Here is an 18,078-nt window from a genome sequence, read left to right as displayed (position 1 = left end):
CCGGATTATGTCATCGCCGGTTGACCTCCCCTGCCGGCGCCGCTTCGCCCGCCCAGACATACAGGATCGCTCCGTGGCCCCCACGCCTTCGACCCGCCTTATCCGCGCCTCCGCTCTCGCGCTCATTCTCGGCATCGGCCTGACCGTCGCGGCCTGTGGCGGCCATGGGGACGAGACGGCGGAGAAGTCCGACCAGCCCAGCGCCTCCGGCCCGACCGTCACGGTCGTTTCCGCCGCCACGACCAACCTGCCGCGCATCATCACGGCTTCCGGCACCGTCACGGCCTGGGAAGAGGTGCCGGTCGGCGCCGAGACCGGCGGCCTGGTGGCGACGGCCGTCTATGTCGATGAAGGCTCCTATGTTCGTCAGGGCCAGCCCCTGGTTCAACTGAACGACGCCCTGCTGCGCGCCCAGCTGCGCCAGCAACAGGCGAGCGTCCAGACAGCAGAGGCCAACCTGGCGCGCGACGACGCCGCCCTGGCCCGGTCTCAGGAGCTGAAGGAGCGCGGCTTCCTCAGCCAGGCCTCGCTGGACACCGCGCTTGCCAACCAGCGCGCCTCGACCGCCAATCTGGCTTCGGCCCGCGCCTCGCTGTCCGAGACTCAGACCCGCCTGTCCCAGGCCACCCTGCGCGCCCCGGTCTCTGGCCTGATCATCAGCCGCAGCGTCACGCGCGGCCAGATCGTCGCCGCCGGGACGGAGATGTTCCGCATGGTCCGCGACGGCCGCCTGGAGCTCGACGCCCAGGTGCCCGAGACCGAACTGGGCCTGATCCGTGCGGGCCAGACCGCGACCATCTCGTCCGATCAGGTCGGCCAGACGACGGGGCGCGTTCGCATCGTGACGCCGGAGGTCAATGCCGAGAGCCGTCTGGGCGTCGCCCGCATCGCCCTGGCCGGCAACGGCGGCTTCCGCCCCGGCATGTTCGCCAAGGCCCAGATCGACGTCGGCGCCCAGCCGACGATCACCGTACCGACGCCCGCCGTCCTCTACCGCGAGAACCGCGCCGGCGTGTTCGTCCTGATGACCAACAACCACGTCCGCTTCCAACCCGTGAACGTCCTGTCTCGCGCCGAGGATCGCACGTCGGTCACCGGCTTGAACGCCGGGGCCCAGGTGGTGGTGGAGGGCGCCGGCTTCCTCGGCGACGGAGACCGCGTCAACGTCGTTCCGGCGCGCGCCCCGGCAACCGCCGCGACCACCCCCGCCGCCTCGGCCGCGCGCTAGGCCTCCGACCATGAACAAGATCTCCTCCTGGTCGATCAAGAATCCGATCCCGATCATTCTGCTGTTCACCCTGCTGACCATCGCCGGTCTGCTGGCCTTCAACAGCATGCGGATCAACAACAACCCGGACATCGACTTCCCGCTCGTGGCCGTGACGGCGGCGCGCCCCGGCGCGGCGCCCAGCGAGATGGAGGTTCAGGTCACCCGGTTGATCGAGGATAGCCTCGCCGGGCTGTCCGGCGTCCGCCACATCAACTCCCAGGTCATGGACGGCGTCTCCGCGACGACGATCGAGTTCGAGTTGGGAACGGACACCGAGCGCGCGACCAACGACGTCCGCAACGCCATGAGCGGCCTGCGCGCCGACCTGCCGCAGGACATGCAGGAGCCCTCGGTCCAGCGCATCGACATCACCGGCGACGCCCTGATCACCTGGGTTGTCCGGTCCTCGACCATGACGCCCGAAGAGATCAGTTGGTTCGTCGACAACGATATCAGCCGCAGCCTTCTGGCCATCAGGGGCGTCGGCGAGGTCAACCGCTCCGGCGGCGTCGATCGCGAGATCGCGGTCGAGCTGGACCCCGACCGTCTGGCCTCCTACGGCCTCACGGCGGCGGCGGTCAGCCAGGCTTTGTCCAGTGTCAACTCGGACCAGCCGGGCGGGCGCGTCACCATCTCGGGCTCCGAGCGGTCGATCCGCACCCTGGGCGCCGCGGGCTCCATCGAACAGCTGCGCGAGACGCTCATCCCTCTCAGCGGTGGTCGCACCGTCCGCCTCGGCGACCTCGGCACAGTCGAAGACCACTGGTCCGAACCGCGTCGCCTCGCCCGCTACAACGGCCAGGAAGCCATCACCTTCAACTTCCTGCGCTCGCGCACGGCATCCGAGGTCAAGATCGCCGAACGCGTCCGCGAGGCCGTCGCCAAGATCGACGAGGATCATCCCGAGCTCGAAATCCAGCAGGTCACCGCCAGCGTCGAGCAGATCGAGGAGAGCTACATCGCCTCGCTGGAGGCCTTGCTGCTGGGCGCCGTCCTGGCCGTCATCGTGGTCTTCATCTTCCTGCGCGATTGGCGGGCCACCTTCATCACCGCCATGGCCATGCCCCTGTCGCTGATCCCCACCTTCGCGGTGCTGGAGCCGCTGGGGCAGTCGCTGAACGTGGTCAGCCTCCTGGCCCTGTCCCTGACCATCGGCATCCTGGTCGACGACGCCATCGTCGAGATCGAAAACATCGTCCGACACATGCGGGACGGCAAGTCGCCCTACAATGCCTCCATGGAGGCCGCCGACGAGATCGGTCTGGCCGTCGTCGCCACCACCGCCACCATCATCGCCGTCTTCGCGCCCGTCGGCTTCATGCCCGGCATCATCGGCCAGTTCTTCAAGGCCTTCGCCCTGGCGGCCTGCGTCTCCGTGGCCTTCTCGCTCGTCGTGGCGCGAACACTGACGCCGCTGATGGCCGCCTACCTCTTGAAGCACCACAAGCACGAGGACAGCGATCCCTTCTGGATGTCCGGCTATCTGAGGGCGCTGTCCTGGAGCCTGGCCAACCGATGGAAGGTCTTCCTGATCGGCACCCTGCTGTTCCTCGGCTCCGGCTTCCTGGCGACCCGCGTTCCGTTCGAATTCCAGCCTTCAGGCGATGTCGCCCGCGCCGGCTTCTCGGTCGAACTGCCGCCCGGGGCGACCCTGGCCCAGACCGACGCCGTCGTTCAGCGCCTGACCCGCGACCTGCGTGCGCGTGAGGAGGTCACCTCCGTCTTCGCATCCATCGGCGGCCAGGACGTCAACCAGGCCAACCTCTATGCCGACCTCCTGCCCAAGGGTGACCGCGACCTGAGCCAGCAGGCGTTCGCGCGCGCCATGGTCGACAGCTGGAAGGACATCCCCGGCGCCCGCATCGGGGCAGGTATCGCGAACCAGGGCGGCGGACCGTCGGACGGCACCAGCTATACCTTCTCCATCCTGTCCGACAGCGGCGAGGCCCTGGTCGCAGCCGCGCGTCAGGTCGAGGCCGAGATGCGGACGGTTCCGGGCCTGGCCAACGTCGTCAACACGGCCTCGATTGCCCGGCCCGAAATCCTGGTCACGCCGCGTCCCGATCAGGCCGCCCTCATGGGCGTCTCGACCAGCGCCATCTCCCAGGCCGTGCGCGTCGCCACCATCGGCGACGTCGATCAGAATCTGCCCAAATACAATCTCGGCGACCGTCAGGTGCCGATCCGTCTGCGCCTAACCGCCGATGCGCGCGAGGACCTGTCGGTGATCGAGACCCTGCGGGTTCCGACCGCCACCGGCGGCGCGGTGCCGCTCAGCGCCGTCGCCGACATCCAGTTCGGTGCCGGTCCGTCGCAGGTCCTGCGTCAGGACCGTTCGCGGATCGCTTCGATCACGGCCGAACTCGACGGCATCCGGTCGGGCGAGGCGGGCGCACTGGTTCAGAAGCTGCCCTCGGTCCAGAACCTGCCCGAGGGCGTCCGCCAGGTCCCTGCCGGCGACCAGGAGTTCATCGCCGAGATGATCAGTGGCTTCGCCGTCGCCTTCATGACCGGCATCCTCCTGATGTATGCCGTCCTGGTGCTGCTGTTCCGGAGCTTCGCCTATCCGATCACCATCATGGCCTCGCTCCCTCTGGCCATCGGCGGGGCCTTCGTGGCCCTGATGATCGGGGGGTCCAGCTTCTCGATCTCGTCCCTGATCGGGGTGCTGATGCTGATGGGGATCGCGGCCAAGAACTCCATCCTGCTGGTCGACTACATCGTCATCGCCGAACAGGAGGGGATGAAGCGGATCGACGCCATCATGGACGCGGCGCACAAGCGCGCCCGGCCCATCCTTATGACAACCTTCGCCATGGGCGCCGGCATGATCCCGGTCGCCGTGGGCTGGGGCGCCGACGTCGAGTTCCGTCAGCCGATGGCCATCGCCGTCGTGGGCGGCCTGATCTCCTCGACCTTCCTGTCGCTGTTGTTCATTCCCCCGATCTTCACCATCGTCGATGACATCTCCGGATGGTTCCGCCGGCGACTGGGCGGGATGTTCGCCGGCCAGCACCACACCCACGACAGCGTGCCCCCCGCGCCCGCCGAATAGGCCCGCCTTTCGATCGCACGGGGCGGCGATGATGACAGCCTGAAGCCGCGTCGCTCCCCTCGGGCGGCGCGGCTTTCTTGTGCGCATCAAGGCTGAAAGTCCGACCAGGTCCGTGCGGGATGCGCACATGACGGACGCCCGCTGGCCCACCCTTCGACGAGACGTAACTGATGGTCCGAGCCCGGCGACCGCACGCGTTCGCGATCCGCACAGCCGATGAAGCAGGCAAGAAAAAGCCGGCCGGGGTCGCCCCCGGCCGGCTTCAGGCGTCCAGATCTACGTCCGGATCAGTACTTGAGGCGCAGGGTGGCGCCGAAGGTGCGCGGCGCGCCCAGGAAGGCGCTGATGCCCTGGGTGTCCAGCGCCTGGTTGTAGAAGGTGCCGTTCGGCTGGGCGGTCGACTGGAAGGCGGTGCCTTGCAGCGGCGAGTTGTAGGCGACCTGGACGTACTCTTCGTCCGTCAGGTTTTGAGCCCAGGCTTCCAGCGTCCAGCGCTCGTCTTCCGAACCGACAGAGACACGGCCGTTCACGACGGTGAAGGCGTCCTGCATCTTGAACGGGATCAGATCCGAACCGGTGTTGTACTCGGTCATGTATTTGGCCGAGAGCGAGAAGCCGGCGCGCATGCCCATGCCGATCGAACGGTCGAAGTTGACCGAGGCCGCGGCGGACCATTCCGGAGCGAACGAGGGACGCGCGCCCGGCAGCAGCGACAGCTGCGGGAAGCGGCCCGGGCTCGACAGATCCGCGGCGGTGAAGCGACCGTACTCGGCGTCCGTGTAGGTCAGGCCGCCCGAAAGGGTCAGGCCGTCGACCGGGGTGAACCACATGACGTCGGCGTCGACGCCCTGGGTGGTCAGCTCCGGGATCGATTCGACCACGAAGGCGGTGCCCAGGAAGGTGTTGAGCTGGAAGTCCTCGAACGCCTGGTAGAAGTAGGTGGCGTTGAACAGCAGGCTGCGGTCCAGAAGCGTGGACTTGAAGCCGGCTTCATAGCTGTCGACGGTTTCGGCCGGGAAGAACAGCGAGGCGTCCGGGGTCACGCCCGTCTGCACGCGGTCCATATTGTAGCCGAAGCCCTTGTAGCCGCGAGCGTACGAGCCATAGAACATCAGGTCTTCGTTCAGGCGGTAGGCTGCCTTGACCGTGCCAGACAGCACGCCGTCGTCGTGCGTCTCCTGGATGCGGCGGTTGTCGTAGAGGGCGTTGTTCCAGGGCAGGCACTGCGGGCCGACCAGATTGTTCGCAGCGGCCGCGCCGGCTGCCGCACTACCCAGGACGCTGCCGAAGGCCTGTGCGATCAGCGTGGCGTTGCCCAGGACGGCGGCGCAGGACGCGCCGTTGCCGTTGACGTTGTCTTGCACGCCCAGCAGGCGCTTGTTGTCCAGGGTGTAGCGCAGACCCAGGGTCAGCTCGAGCTGGTCAGTCACGCGCCAGCTGTTGTTGGTGAACAGGGCCAGGGATTCCGAACGCTGGCTGTACTGGTCGATAGCGCCTTGGCCCACGATGTTCAGCGGAGCGCCCGGCAGGGCCGGAGCCGCCGGATTGCCTTGCAGACAGCCCAGGAAGTAGGTCGCCCGTGCGGCGGCCGGCACCAGATTGTAGTTGCCCGAGAAGCAGCCGAGGCGCGCAGGGCTCGCGGCGATCGCACCGCCGGTCTGGGCCGATAGGCTCGACGTCAGCAGCAGCGAGATGAACGGGTTGTAGTCCGAGCCGAAGTAGTAGGTGTCGTCGCGGCCGATGTTTTCCAGGGTCGCGAAGCCGCCCACCAGCCAGTCGAACTTGTCAGACGTCCCGGCCAGGCGGAACTCCTGCGTGACGTTCGTCAGGTCATACCCGAACCCGCCGTCGCCGTTGCGGTACAGGATGTCGGCGCCCGTGTAGTCCAGGTCCATGCCGTTGACGGTGGACCAGTCGCGCCACGAGGTGACCGAGGTCAGGCGGGCGTTCCACGACGGGATGTCGAGGTTGGCCTCGACCGACAGACCCATGTCTTCCATTTGCTGGCCGGTGTCGCGGTTGGCATAGGCCAGGCGCGAGAAGGGCACGAGGCCCGGTGCCGGGGCTTGAGCGGCAGTGCCCGGGCCGTTCGGCGCGGTCAGCAGGTTGATGATGGCGGCCGTCGGGCTGGAGCGAGTGACCACGCCCGTGCAGCAATATTCGTCGCGGCTCGAGTAGTCGGCGATGATGCGGACCGAGGCGTTGTCCGACGGCAGGATCAGCAGCTGGCCCCGCAGGGTGTAGAAGTCCTGGTTGGCGTCGTCCTCGTTCGTGCGTGGGCCGTCGCCGGTGTTGACGTCGTAGAAGCCGTCACGGACGCGGCGGGCGGCGTACAGTCGCATGGCGACGGTGTCCGAGATCGGACCGGTGATCGAACCCGATGCGCCCAGGGCGCCGTAGTTGCCGGCGGTCAGTTCGGCGTTGAAGCCGGGCGTGAAGGACGGGGCCTCGGTGATGATGTTGATGACGCCGGCCGAGGTGTTCTTGCCGAACAGCGTGCCTTGCGGCCCCTTCAGGACCTCGATGCGGCTCAGCTCGCCGAGGTCGCCGAAGCCGACGCCGTTGCGCGAGCGATAGACGCCGTCGATCACGACGCCGACGGAGCTTTCCAGGCCGGGGTTGTCACCCACGGTTCCGACGCCGCGGATACGGGCGGTAGTGGAGGCTTCCGACTGGGTCGAAGTGACCGTCATGCCGGGGGTCAGGATCTGCAGGTCCTTGATGTCGCGGACGCCGGCGTTGTCCAGGGCTTCAGCGGACAGGGAGGTGACCACGACGGGCACGTCCTGCAGGCTCTGTTCGCGCAGCTGGGCGGTGACGATGATGTCGTCGACCGACGAAGCCTGGCCCTCCTGGTCCTGGGCGGAGGCGGTACCGGCGAAGCCGAATGCGACGGCGCCGACGACGGCGGCCGAAGCGGTGCAACGAAGAATTTGAGTAAGACGCATGGATGGCTCCCGGCTCATGGCCCGACGCCTCCCTGCTGGGAGCACATCGCGGCGTTTCCTGATTCCCAACCCGCACCCTCTTCTGGAGCGTCGGATTCTCGAACGTTTTGCGTAGTCCAAGCCGCACGGTGCGACAAGGACAAGCCGGGGCTCACGCCATGTTTCAGCCTTGCGACAGCGCCCTGTGTGACGCGAAAGCGACAGAATGCGATGACCTTAGGTCAATATTCGCGCTTCAGGATTCAGTAATGGCGGAGCGCGAAGCCTTGGAAGCCTCGTGACGCCGGGACGCGATCGCCAGGACGATCGCAGCCGTCACGGCCGACAGGACGGAGCCCAGGATCACGCCCAGCTTGACTTCGACCTGTTCGGGCGAGTCCACCGCGCCGGGGAACGCCAGAGCACCGATGAAAAGACTCATGGTGAATCCCACCCCGCAAAGAAGAGAGACGCCGTAGACTTGCAGCCAACTGGCCTGGCTGGGCCGAGCGCCGATCTTCAGGGCCGAGATCAGCCAGGCGGCGCCGAACACGCCGATCTGCTTGCCCATGAACAGGCCTGCGGCGATCCCTATCACCAGAGGCGCCAGCATCTGCTCCACAGACAGACCGGCGAAGGACACCCCCGCCTTGGCGAAGGCGAACAGGGGCAGGACCAGATAGGCGACATAGGGATGCAGGTCGTGCATCGCCTCTTTCAGCGGGCTTTGCTGGTCCTCCGAACGCGGCGACACAGGCACGATGGCGGCGAAGGCGACGGCGGCCAGAGACGTGCTGAGCCCCGCCTTGACACTCATCCACCAGACCAGGGCGAAACCCAGGACCCAGAAGGGCGCCGGGATGCGCCGCAGCGACATGACCGATCCGGCGAGCAGCAGCGCTCCCGCCGCCCCCACCAGCATCCAGTTCACACCCTCGCTGAACAGGACGGCGATCAGGGCGATCGCCCCGAGATCATCGACGATCGCCAGGGTCAGGAGAAAGACACGCAAGGACGACGGCAGGTGTTTGCCGACCAGGGCGAAGACGGCCAGGGCGAAGGCGATGTCGGTTGCCAGGGGGATCGGCCATCCCTGATGCGGCCCGCCGAGCCCGCCGGACACCAGCAGATAGATCGCCGCCGGCCCCAGCATGCCGCCGAGCGCCGCGACCACCGGCGTCACCAGCTTCTTCGGATCGCTCAGCTCACCCTGTCGGATCTCGTATTTGATCTCCAGACCGACCACGAGGAAGAAGATGGCCATCAGGCCTTCCTTGATCCACTCCGAGATCGACAGCTGGAGCTGCAGCGGCCCAGCCTGGAACAGGTGCTCGCTCTTCAGCCAGTAGAAATAGGCCTCGGACAGCGGAGAGTTGGCCACAACCAGGGCGGCGATGGCCGCGAGCCCCAGCACGGTGCCCGAAGCGGCCTCGGTCTTGAGAAAGTCGAGTGTCAGTTTGCGCGCCACGGCGGCCTCCAGTCGGGAAAGGTCTGTTCCGTGGCGCCCGGTTATCGACGGACGCCGGACCGGGTTCGTCGCTGCAACAGCGACGCCGGCCTGGCCGCAAGGGCCTGATCTCTGACCACAGAATACCGCCAAGCCAGGGAAGTTCAATCCAGCCCGGTCATCCTTCGGGCGTCAGCGGCCTTTGCAGCGCCGACGCGTCGCCGGATCCACGACGGTGGCCCGATCACGACCGAGTGCGAAGAGCGCAGGTCGGAACTGCAAAATTTTCGCGACGCGAACCGCCAACCCGGCCGACACCGCAGGCCATTGCGGCCGAAGCCGCATAAGGCCATGTCCCGCCCATGCCCGTAAGCCCCGCCTATCGCCCCGAACCCCGCTTCTTCGACCTGGGCGAGGAGTACGGCGACGCCGTCCGGCCCGCCGACTTCCCCCAGACGATCCTGCGGGTCCGCAACCACCGGGCAGCGGCGACCGTGGGCCTGGACACCCTGACCGACGCCGAATGGATCGCCCATTTCGGCCGTTTCCAACCCTTGCCCGGACAGCCCGGCCCGATCGCCATGCGCTATCACGGGCACCAGTTCCGCACCTACAACCCCGACCTAGGCGACGGACGCGGGTTTCTGGCGGCGCAGCTGCGGGAGACCTCCGTCACTCAAGCAACGAGCGGCCGCCTGCTTGATCTCGGGACCAAGGGTTCCGGCACGACGCCCTGGTCCCGCTCCGGCGACGGCCGGCTGACACTGAAGGGCGGAGTTCGCGAGGTGCTCGCCGCCGCCATGCTGGAGGCACAAGGCGTTCCGACCAGTCGCGCCCTATCGCTGATCGAGACCGGCGAACAGCTCGAACGCGGCGACGAGCCCTCCCCCACCCGCTCAGCCGTCCTCGTCCGGCTCCAGCACAGCCACGTCCGCTTCGGGACCTTCCAGCGCGCCGCCTTCTTCGGCCGCGCCGACCAGATCGAGACCCTGGTCGAGCATGTTCGTACCCTCTACCACCCGGCCGTCGCCGCCGGAGACGCGCCCGGCCTGCTGGCCGCCATCGTCGCGGCCTCGGCCCGGCTGACCGCCCGCTGGGTCGCCGCCGGCTTCGTTCACGGCGTGCTGAACACCGACAATCTGAACGTCACTGGCGAGAGCTTCGACTATGGCCCTTGGCGTTGGCTGCCCTTCTACGACCCGGCCTTCACGGCTGCCTATTTCGACCAGACCGGCCTCTATGCCTTCGCCCGCCAGCCGGAAGCCGTCTTCTGGAACCTGACTCAGTTGGCCGGCTGCCTGAAGCTGGTCGCCGATGTCGAACCCCTGACCGAGGCACTGAACGGCTTCGGCCCCGCCTATATCCGCGAACTGCGCGCCGCCTTCCTGGAGCGCCTTGGCGTGAAGAGCCTCGGCGAGGCGGCGGATCAGCGACTGATGGATACGACCCTGGCCCTCCTACGGGAGAAGGGCGAGGCTATCCGCTGGGAGCCCCTGTTCCACGACTGGTTCGCCGGCTTTTCCTCCTCGGCCCGCGCCCTGGCCGGCCCCCGGGCGAAGGCGTGGCAGGGCGAAGCCTTCGACGCCTTCCGCTTTGCCCTGTTCGAGCACGAACCCGATCGGCCTGAGCGGCTGGAACATCCGGTCTTCGCCCGCCCCGACCCCGAGGAAATGCTGATCGAAGAGGTGGAGGCGATATGGGCTCTGATCGACAGCGCCGACGACTGGTCGGCCCTGCACGACAAGCTGGCGCGAATCGAAGCCAGCCGCGCCGCTCGCAGCTGAACCGACCCGCACCGGAACCAACCTTACAGAAGTTTCATATCGTTTATCGACAAAGTTCTTGATTGATAATCAATCAAACCATATCGACTATCGACATGGCCGCACAATGCGGCGGGGAGGTAGTCAAATGAAGCTCATCGGTCGTCGCTCCATCGCCAGCGTGCTGCGCTGGGTTCTAGGCTTCGCGAACGTTTTCGTCGCCTTCGCCGTCGTGATGACAGCCCTGATGCTGCTCGCCTCGCTGGTCATTCCGGACTTCGCCGCCGGTTTCATCGATGGCCTTTCCGAGAACGACAATGACAGACGCCCGCTGCTCCTCAACGAGCGCGCCTCCTATCTCGCCGCCTTCGTGGCGACGCTGAGCACATGGTGGATCCTGAACCGCCTGCGCCGGATGTTCCTGGCCGTGAACAATGGCGACGCCTTCGAGCGCGCCAACGTCGGGAGGCTGCAAGGCGTCGGCCTCGGCCTGATCGGCGTCCAGGTCAGCGCAGCCATTCTCGCCCTCACCATTCCTGAGGGGATCGTCAGCGACCTCGACTACCAGGTCGATCTCGGCGCCTGGCTGGGCATCCTGATCGTTTTCATGCTCGCCGAAGTGTTCCGTCAGGGCGCGGCCATGCGTGACGACCAACAGATGACGGTCTGAGGGCGTCATGGCCATCCAAGTTCAACTGGACCAGATGCTGGTCGAACGGCGCATGTCGTTGACCGAACTCAGCGATCGGGTGGGGGTCACAATCGCCAACCTGTCCATCCTGAAGACGGGAAAGGCGCGCGCCATCCGCTTCTCCACACTGGATGCCCTCTGCCGGGAGCTCGATTGCCAGCCGGGCCAGCTTCTGGCCAATACGCCCGGGCCTCAGTCGCCCGGAGACGGCGGAGAAGACTGAAGACATCGCCCCGGCTTCGCGCCGGGGCGATCCGTTTTCGGCCCTCGCCAACCTCGGCCGGGCGGGCATTTCGGCCACAGGAAACAATAAGTCATCACTTGATGTCATCAATTGATGTCTACGGCTGATGACATGCTCAGGCAGCTCTGCCATATAGCTCGCCAAGGGCGGTGATCCTTCTGGATTACCGCCTTGTATGAATACGGTCACGAGACCGCCTCGTACCTACTGCACAGCTTCTTCATCACCTTCGGTTACGGTCTGGCTTGCCGCCTCTTGCGAAACCCGAAGGTCGATCTGATCTAGACACTGTTACCAATCATCCCGTCCTCCCCGACGAAACGAACGCACCGATGTCCTCGACCTTCCCCGCCCCTTCCTCGCCCGTTACCCGCGCGCCCGTCTCGGCGGCGCGCGCCCGCACCATCGTCGGCTATCGCAACCTGGCGCTCTGGACGCTGCAGGGGTGGGCCGCGATGTTCTTCTTCGCCGCCGGCTACGCCAAGCTGACCGAGTCGATGGACAATCTGGTCGCCCTGATGGCCTGGCCGGCTCTGTTTTCCGAGAACCTGGTGCGCGGCGTCGGCATCGTCGAGATCGTCCTGGCTCTGGGCATGCTGGCCCCGCTGGTCTCGTGGAAGCTCGGCCGCTGGCCCCTGCTGATCTCGGCCGCCGGCCTGACGGCGCTCGAGGCTGTCATGTTGACGGTTCACATGGTCGGCATGGACATCGGCCTGGCCGTGACCAACGCCGTGCTGCTGGCGATCACGATCCCGGTTCTGCTGGGCCGCCGCTGATCCCTGCGCGCCGACAGCGCTCCGAACAGAATTTCACCTGATCCCAATCGCGCGCCCATTTGGCTCGCCACGCAAAGGCTTGGCCGCAGGAGACGCAGGTCTTCTGCGGCAAGTCGCGTTTCGCGGTCCCTGCGTTGTTGACGTGCTTGCGCGCCATTGTCCCTAAAAGCTTCCCTTTACGTCCGCGTCAAGTTTGAGCTATGTCGTCTGTATGGCGACCGCCGACGATCATCGCACCTATTCGATCCGCCAACTCTGTCGCGAGTTCAGCGCGACCGCGCGCGCGCTTCGATTCTACGAGGACAAGGGCCTGCTGACCCCGGCGCGCAAGGGCCAGACGCGGGTCTATGACGCCCGCGATCGCGCCCGGCTAAAGCTGATCCTGCGGGGCCGCCGCATCGGCTTCACCCTGACCGAGATCCAGGAGATGCTGGACCTCTATGACAGGAACGACGGCAACACCCATCAAATGGCCATCGCGCTCGCCCGTCACAGGGCGCAGATCGAGGCCCTGAAGCAGCAGCGCGAAGACCTCGACGCCGCCATCGAGATGGCCGAGGAAGCCTGCGCGGCGATGGAATCGCGCCTGTCCGAACAACGCCCCGACCTTCTGCCCGGCGCCGAGGAATATGCCTCGGTGCTGCGCGAACACCTCGACCACCACGCCCATCATCCGTTCAAGCTGAGAGCCTGACCCCATGGCCTACAAGGCGCCCGTCCGCGACCTGACCTTCATCCTGAACGAAGTTCTGGAAATCGACCGCTACACGAACCAGCCCGGTTTCGAGGACATCTCGTCCGATCTGGTCGGCCAGATCTTGGAGGAAGGCGCCAAGTTCGCCGAGGAAGTGATCGCCCCGATCAACCACTCGGGCGACAAGGAAGGCTGCCACTGGGCCGAGGGCGGGGTCGTCACCGGCCCCAAGGGCTGGAAGGAAGCCTACAAGGCCATGGTCGAGGCCGGCTGGCCCGCCCTGTCGGCCGACCCGGCCTATGGCGGCCAGGGCATGCCCGCCGTGGTGGGCATGGCGTTCGGCCAGTTCACCGCCGGCGCCTCGGCCGCCTTCTCCATGTATCCGGGCCTGACCGCGGGTGCCTATGCCGGCATCCACGCCAATGCGTCGGAGGAGCTGAAGGCCAAATACCTGCCCAAGATGGCCACCGGCGAGTGGGGCGGGACCATGAACCTGACGGAGCCCCAGTGCGGCACCGACCTCGGCATGGTGCGCACCAAGGCCGTGCCCCAGGGCGACGGCACCTACAAGATCTCGGGCCAGAAGATCTGGATCTCGGCCGGCGAGCACGACTTCACCGACAACATCATCCACACGGTCCTGGCCCGCGTCGAAGGCGCTCCGGCCGGCATCAAGGGCCTGTCGCTGTTCCTGGTGCCCAAATTCCTGGTCAACGAGGACGGCTCGATCGGCGAGCGCAACACGCTTCAGTGCACCGGCCTCGAGCACAAGATGGGCATCCACGGCAACGCCACCGCCGTCATGCAGTACGAAGAGGCCACCGGCTGGCTGATCGGCGAAGAAGGCCGGGGCATGAACAACATGTTCGTGGTCATGAACGAGGCCCGCCTGGGCACCGGCCTGCAAGGTCTGGCCATCGGCGCCGCCGCCTATCAGGCCGCGCTTGAGTTCGCCAAGGACCGCATCCAGGGCCGCAGCCTGACCGGACCCAAGAGCCCGGATCAGCAGGCCGATTCCATCATGGTCCACCCCGACGTCCGCCGCATGCTGCTGGAGGCCAAGGCTTTCGTCGAAGGCGGCCAGGCCTTCATCCTGTGGACCGCGCTGCAGGCCGACCTCGAGAAGTCCGCCGACGAAGCCACGGCCCAGAAGGCCAAGGACTACATGGGTCTGCTGACCCCGGTCCTGAAAGCCTATCTGACCGACAAGGGCTTCCATGTCGCGAGCCTCGGCATGCAGGTCCATGGCGGCTCGGGCTACACCGAGCATTTCCAGGCCTCGCAGTATCTGCGGGATGCCCGGATCACCATGATCTACGAGGGCACCAACGGCATCCAGGCTCTGGATCTGGTGGGCCGCAAACTGCCGTCGCAGGGAGGTCGCGCCATCATGAGCTGGTTCGCCGACATCGACGCCTTCGTCGGCGACAACGGCGGCGAGGGTCCGGTGAAGCCCTTCGTCGACGGCCTGGCCGAGTCCAAGAAGAAACTGCAGGAGGCCACCATGTGGCTGATGCAGAACGGCATGGCCAACCCCGACAACGCCGCCGCCGCCTCGACCGACTATCTGAACCTGTTCGGCATCACGGCCCTGGCCTACCTCTGGGCCCAGATGGCCAAGGCGGCCCAGGCGAAGATCGACGCCGGTTCGGACGACCCCTTCTACGTCACCAAGATGCAGACCGGCCGCTACTTCGTCGAACGCATCCTTCCCGACGCGCAGGGCCACCTGGTCAAGCTGAAGACCGGTGCGGATGTCCTGATGCAGATGCCGGCGGAGGCGTTCTGATTTTACGCCCCCTCTCCCGGCGGGAGAGGGCTTGAGGCTCGGAAAGCGCAGCGATCCGCCAGCCGAAAGGGTGAGGGGCATCCCTCACCGGCTAGCGCCAACCCCTCACCCTTTCGCGCAAGGACGACGGCTTTAGCCGCCGTGCGCTCAAGCCCTCTCCCGCAGGGAGAGGGTCTCGTAAAGCGGAGCCGATCCATGAACGTCATCGACACCCCTTCCCCCGACTTCATGCTCGAGGAGGAAATCGTCATGTTCTCCGACAGCGTCGGCAAATGGATCGACGAGCACGCGCCGCCCGAGGCCGTGCAGTCCTGGATCGCCAACTCCTCCGTCCCCCGCGAATTGTGGAACCAGGCCGGCGAGGCGGGCCTGCTCGGCCTCTCGATGCCCGAGGAAGACGGCGGCATGGGCGGCGACTATCGCCACGAGGTCGTCCTGATGCGCCAGCTCGGCTGGAAGGGCGCGGACCATTTCGGCATCTCGCTGCACAACGCCATCGTCGCCCCCTACATCTGGCACTACGGCACCGAGGAACAGAAGGCCCGCTGGCTGCCGCGCCTGCTTACCGGCGAACTGGTCGGCGCCATCGCCATGACCGAGCCGGGCGCCGGCTCCGACCTGCAGGGCGTGAAAACCACCGCCATCAAGTCCGGGAACGGCTATGTCGTGAACGGGTCGAAGACCTTCATCACCAATGGTCAGTTGGCCAACTTCATCATCGTGGTCGCCAAGACCGACCCGTCACAGGGCTCCAAGGGCACGTCCCTGATCGTCGTCGAGACCGACGGCGCGGAAGGCTTCGAGCGCGGTCGCAACCTCCACAAGATCGGCATGGAGGGCAACGACACCTCCGAGCTCTTCTTCAACGACGTCCACGTCCCGGCCGACAACATCATCGGCGGCGAGGAAGGTCGCGGCTTCATCCAGCTGATGCAGCAGCTGCCCCAGGAACGGCTGAACATCGCCGTCCAGGGCATCGCCGCTGCCGAACGGGGCCTCCAGGAGACCCTGGCCTACGTCAAACAGCGCAAGGCCTTCGGCAAGTCGATCCTGGAGTTCCAGAACACCCAGTTCAAACTGGCCGAGGTCAAGACCAAGCTGACCGTGGCCCGGGTCTTCGTCGACCACTGCATCGGCCTTCACCTCAAGGGCCAGCTCGACGCCGTCACGGCCTCCATGGCCAAATATTGGGTCACCGACATCCAGGGCGAGGTCCTGGACGAGATGCTCCAGCTGCACGGCGGCTACGGCTATATGAACGAGTACCCGATCGCCCAGCTCTACAAGGACGCCCGCGTCCAGCGCATCTACGGCGGCACCAACGAGATCATGAAGGTCTTGATCGCGCGCAGCCTTTAAGGCGGCCGCTGAGCACGCGCCGGCTTTTGTCATCCCCGATCGCCGCTGCGCTTCGTCGGGGATGACAAGGGCTGCATGCAGGGGATTTCCCTGATGTCATGGTTCGCCCTTCCTTAAGGCGTCGGGGCCAGACTCCCTCGTTATTCGAGGACTAAAAGATGCTTTCCAGGCGACAGCTGATCAGCGGCGGCGCAGTCATCGCGGCCGGCGGCTGCGACCGCGCGGTCGAGGCCGAGGTGCGGACCCAGCACCGCGTAGAGCTCGCCGTCCGTCACATACAACAGGAAGCCCAGCTTCATGCCCCGACGGCGGCCTCGATCATCGCCGCCTATTACGGGGATGCGCATCCGCCGCGGAAGCTGAAGTCTCTGGCCGAAGGCCGTAGCTACGACGAGGCGCTCCCCTTCAACGATTTCACCGTCACCCTCTACGACGACCTCCTGCGCGGCATGAACCAGATGGGCTACGGCTGGACCGAAAGGCGCTATGCCCAGACGTCGGCCGGCCTGGAAGCAGGCCTGAAGGCGATCCAGACCTCCCTCGCCGACGGCCGCCCCGTCCTGGCCGACGTCAGCGTTCCGCACGGCCACGCCTTCATCATCCGGGGCTTCGACGTCCGACAGAAGCTTCTGCACATCGTCGACCCGAAGGGGCCCGCGCCCGGGCGCCATGCCCTGACCTATGACCAGTTCGGCGCCGTCTGGAACGAGACCGCCTACGGCCGCACCGGCCGCTACCTGATCCTGACCTGCCCGCGCACCGTCTGACACCCGGACATTGCCCCGCGCGGCTCAGCGGGTATGAAGTCCCATGCGCAAGACGGCCCCTCAACGACTGGCGGAACGCGAGGCCCGCGCCCGTTCCGAACTGCTCGACAGCCTGTTCGACGCCTGGATCGGTCAGGCGGGAAACTCAGCAACGCAGAACCGCCTCGACCTGGTCGATCCGCAGAACCCCGACGACGTCGCCCTCGCGCTCAAGGCGGAGATCACAGGCCCTTTCGCGGAGCTGACACGCGAAACCCAAACCCGCATCCGCGCCGCCCTGACCGTCCTCGCCAACAGCGACGGGACCGAGTTCCGCGAATACTGGCTCGACCTGCGCGCGCCGTTCGGGACCACCGAACAGGACGCCGACGCCATCTTCCCGGTTGTGGCGCGCTTGTTCGGGGTCAAGCTTCCGGATGCGCCTTCGGACCGATAGATTGGTCATATGGCGACGGTGAAGAAAGGCATGCTCACTCCTCCCAACGAATGGTGGAAACACCTTCGATGGGCGAAGCGCGCCTTCTGGAAGGCTGAGCGCAAAGCCAGCAAGGGTTCGCTATCGAAGTCTGCGTCCGAACGCCGATGATCCGCCTCCACGTCCCCCATCCCCTGTCCGCCGGCGCGGGCGTCGCCCCCACGCTCGACCAGTCCCGCTATCTGACCCAGGTCATGCGGTTGAAGCTCGGCGACGCCCTGCTGGTCTTCAATGGCCACGACGGCGAATGGCGCGCAACCATCGCCGAGGTGCTCAAGAAGGGCGTCGTCCTGCGCGCCGAGGAACAGGTGCGGCCACAGGCGCTCGGCCCCGACCTCGAGCTGATCGTGGCCGTCATCAAGAAATCGCGGGTCGAGACCATCGTCGAAAAAGCCGCCGAACTGGGTGCCCGCCGCGTTCGTCTGACGGTGACACAGCGCACCAATGTCGAGCACGTCCGCCTCGACCGCCTGGACGCCATCGCCATCGAGGCCGCCGAACAGACGGGCCGTCTCGACGTGCCGACCATCGACGATCCCGAAAAGCTGGGCGCCATCCTCGACGGCTGGGACGCCTCGCGCCGCCTGATGTTTTGCGACGAGACCGGCGGTGCGCCCGTCGCCTCGGCCGTGACCGAACCCGGCCCATGGGCCATCCTGATCGGTCCCGAGGGCGGCTTCTCGCCGGAGGAGCGCGAGCGTCTGCGCAGCCAGCCCTTCACCACCGCCGTATCGCTTGGCCCCCGCATCCTGCGCGCCGACACCGCCGCCATCGCCGCCATGACCCTGTGGCAGGCCGCCGTCGGCGACTGGGAGCGCTAG

General features: G+C 66.5%; 15 protein-coding genes. 12 read left to right on the top strand and 3 right to left on the bottom strand.

The features are described 5' to 3' along the window. Positions 1 to 73: 73 nt before the first annotated feature. Positions 74 to 1,228, top strand: coding sequence for an efflux RND transporter periplasmic adaptor subunit (locus ACW171_RS14075; protein ID WP_492094023.1), 1,155 nt, complete (start codon positions 74 to 76; stop codon positions 1,226 to 1,228). Between the two features lie 10 nt (positions 1,229 to 1,238). After that, positions 1,239 to 4,325: an efflux RND transporter permease subunit gene (locus ACW171_RS14070; protein ID WP_492094022.1), complete on the top strand. Its 3,087-nt coding sequence runs from the start codon at positions 1,239 to 1,241 to the stop codon at positions 4,323 to 4,325. Positions 4,326 to 4,612: 287 nt separating this feature from the next. Here the strand turns inward: ACW171_RS14070 and ACW171_RS14065 are convergent, their stop codons facing one another. Beyond that, positions 4,613 to 7,273, bottom strand: a complete 2,661-nt coding sequence (locus ACW171_RS14065; protein WP_492094020.1) for a TonB-dependent receptor — start codon at positions 7,271 to 7,273, stop codon at positions 4,613 to 4,615. A 235-nt stretch (positions 7,274 to 7,508) separates the two neighbouring features. Continuing rightward, a complete protein-coding gene (gene nhaA / locus ACW171_RS14060; protein ID WP_492094018.1) occupies positions 7,509 to 8,720 on the bottom strand; it encodes a Na+/H+ antiporter NhaA in 1,212 nt (403 codons plus the stop codon). 341 nt (positions 8,721 to 9,061) lie between these two features. Between nhaA and ACW171_RS14055 the strand changes: the two genes are divergently transcribed. The 4 genes from ACW171_RS14055 (at position 9,062) to ACW171_RS14040 (ending at position 12,173) form a co-directional block, all read left to right on the top strand. Beyond that, a complete protein-coding gene (locus ACW171_RS14055; RefSeq protein WP_492094016.1) occupies positions 9,062 to 10,483 on the top strand; it encodes a protein adenylyltransferase SelO in 1,422 nt (473 codons plus the stop codon). Between the two features lie 127 nt (positions 10,484 to 10,610). Then, entirely contained in the window at positions 10,611 to 11,132 is a 522-nt protein-coding gene (locus ACW171_RS14050) for a DUF2975 domain-containing protein (RefSeq protein WP_492094014.1), read from the top strand. A 7-nt stretch (positions 11,133 to 11,139) separates the two neighbouring features. Further along, entirely contained in the window at positions 11,140 to 11,376 is a 237-nt protein-coding gene (locus ACW171_RS14045) for a helix-turn-helix domain-containing protein (protein WP_492094012.1), read from the top strand. A gap of 353 nt (positions 11,377 to 11,729) precedes the next feature. Beyond that, positions 11,730 to 12,173: a DoxX family protein gene (locus ACW171_RS14040; RefSeq protein ID WP_492094010.1), complete on the top strand. Its 444-nt coding sequence runs from the start codon at positions 11,730 to 11,732 to the stop codon at positions 12,171 to 12,173. Here ACW171_RS14040 and ACW171_RS14035 read toward each other — a convergent pair. Continuing rightward, complete coding sequence (locus ACW171_RS14035; RefSeq protein WP_492094008.1) at positions 12,142 to 12,330, bottom strand: DUF2256 domain-containing protein; 189 nt, start codon at positions 12,328 to 12,330, stop codon at positions 12,142 to 12,144. The two genes, ACW171_RS14040 and ACW171_RS14035, sit on opposite strands and share 32 nt — an antisense overlap. A 54-nt stretch (positions 12,331 to 12,384) precedes the next feature. Here ACW171_RS14035 and ACW171_RS14030 point away from each other — a divergent pair, with 54 nt between their 5' ends. The 6 genes from ACW171_RS14030 to ACW171_RS14005 all read left to right on the top strand — a co-directional run bounded on the left by ACW171_RS14030 (position 12,385) and on the right by ACW171_RS14005 (position 18,078). Then, complete coding sequence (locus tag ACW171_RS14030; RefSeq protein ID WP_492094006.1) at positions 12,385 to 12,867, top strand: MerR family transcriptional regulator; 483 nt, start codon at positions 12,385 to 12,387, stop codon at positions 12,865 to 12,867. A gap of 4 nt (positions 12,868 to 12,871) precedes the next feature. Further along, positions 12,872 to 14,656, top strand: a complete 1,785-nt coding sequence (locus tag ACW171_RS14025) for an acyl-CoA dehydrogenase C-terminal domain-containing protein (protein WP_492094004.1) — start codon at positions 12,872 to 12,874, stop codon at positions 14,654 to 14,656. Positions 14,657 to 14,851: 195 nt separating this feature from the next. Next, positions 14,852 to 16,015 carry an acyl-CoA dehydrogenase family protein gene (locus ACW171_RS14020; RefSeq protein ID WP_492094003.1) on the top strand — a complete coding sequence of 388 codons (1,164 nt, stop codon included), beginning with the start codon at positions 14,852 to 14,854 and terminating at the stop codon, positions 16,013 to 16,015. 158 nt (positions 16,016 to 16,173) lie between these two features. Continuing rightward, positions 16,174 to 16,782, top strand: a complete 609-nt coding sequence (locus ACW171_RS14015; RefSeq protein ID WP_492094001.1) for a C39 family peptidase — start codon at positions 16,174 to 16,176, stop codon at positions 16,780 to 16,782. 43 nt (positions 16,783 to 16,825) lie between these two features. Beyond that, positions 16,826 to 17,218: a hypothetical protein gene (locus ACW171_RS14010; protein ID WP_492093999.1), complete on the top strand. Its 393-nt coding sequence runs from the start codon at positions 16,826 to 16,828 to the stop codon at positions 17,216 to 17,218. A gap of 146 nt (positions 17,219 to 17,364) precedes the next feature. Beyond that, positions 17,365 to 18,078 (top strand): 16S rRNA (uracil(1498)-N(3))-methyltransferase, encoded by a 714-nt coding sequence (locus ACW171_RS14005; RefSeq protein ID WP_492093997.1) that lies wholly within the window; start codon positions 17,365 to 17,367, stop codon positions 18,076 to 18,078.

It is taken from the genome of Brevundimonas sp. FV1ye28 (genome assembly GCF_058681135.1).
The sequence above is the reverse complement of the archived record's forward strand: the minus strand, read 5'-3'. Positions and strand labels throughout refer to the sequence as shown.

Bases quoted from the DNA above. Each gene is read 5' to 3' on its own strand.
- ACW171_RS14070 (WP_492094022.1), top strand. From the start codon at position 1,239: ATGAACAAGATCTCCTCCTGGTCGATCAAGAATCCGATCCCGATCATT.
- ACW171_RS14065 (WP_492094020.1), bottom strand. From the start codon at position 7,273: ATGCGTCTTACTCAAATTCTTCGTTGCACCGCTTCGGCCGCCGTCGTC.
- ACW171_RS14055 (WP_492094016.1), top strand. From the start codon at position 9,062: ATGCCCGTAAGCCCCGCCTATCGCCCCGAACCCCGCTTCTTCGACCTG.
- ACW171_RS14050 (WP_492094014.1), top strand. From the start codon at position 10,611: ATGAAGCTCATCGGTCGTCGCTCCATCGCCAGCGTGCTGCGCTGGGTT.
- ACW171_RS14045 (WP_492094012.1), top strand. From the start codon at position 11,140: ATGGCCATCCAAGTTCAACTGGACCAGATGCTGGTCGAACGGCGCATG.
- ACW171_RS14040 (WP_492094010.1), top strand. From the start codon at position 11,730: ATGTCCTCGACCTTCCCCGCCCCTTCCTCGCCCGTTACCCGCGCGCCC.
- ACW171_RS14035 (WP_492094008.1), bottom strand. From the start codon at position 12,330: ATGGCGCGCAAGCACGTCAACAACGCAGGGACCGCGAAACGCGACTTG.
- ACW171_RS14030 (WP_492094006.1), top strand. From the start codon at position 12,385: ATGGCGACCGCCGACGATCATCGCACCTATTCGATCCGCCAACTCTGT.
- ACW171_RS14025 (WP_492094004.1), top strand. From the start codon at position 12,872: ATGGCCTACAAGGCGCCCGTCCGCGACCTGACCTTCATCCTGAACGAA.
- ACW171_RS14020 (WP_492094003.1), top strand. From the start codon at position 14,852: ATGAACGTCATCGACACCCCTTCCCCCGACTTCATGCTCGAGGAGGAA.
- ACW171_RS14015 (WP_492094001.1), top strand. From the start codon at position 16,174: ATGCTTTCCAGGCGACAGCTGATCAGCGGCGGCGCAGTCATCGCGGCC.
- ACW171_RS14010 (WP_492093999.1), top strand. From the start codon at position 16,826: ATGCGCAAGACGGCCCCTCAACGACTGGCGGAACGCGAGGCCCGCGCC.
- ACW171_RS14005 (WP_492093997.1), top strand. From the start codon at position 17,365: ATGATCCGCCTCCACGTCCCCCATCCCCTGTCCGCCGGCGCGGGCGTC.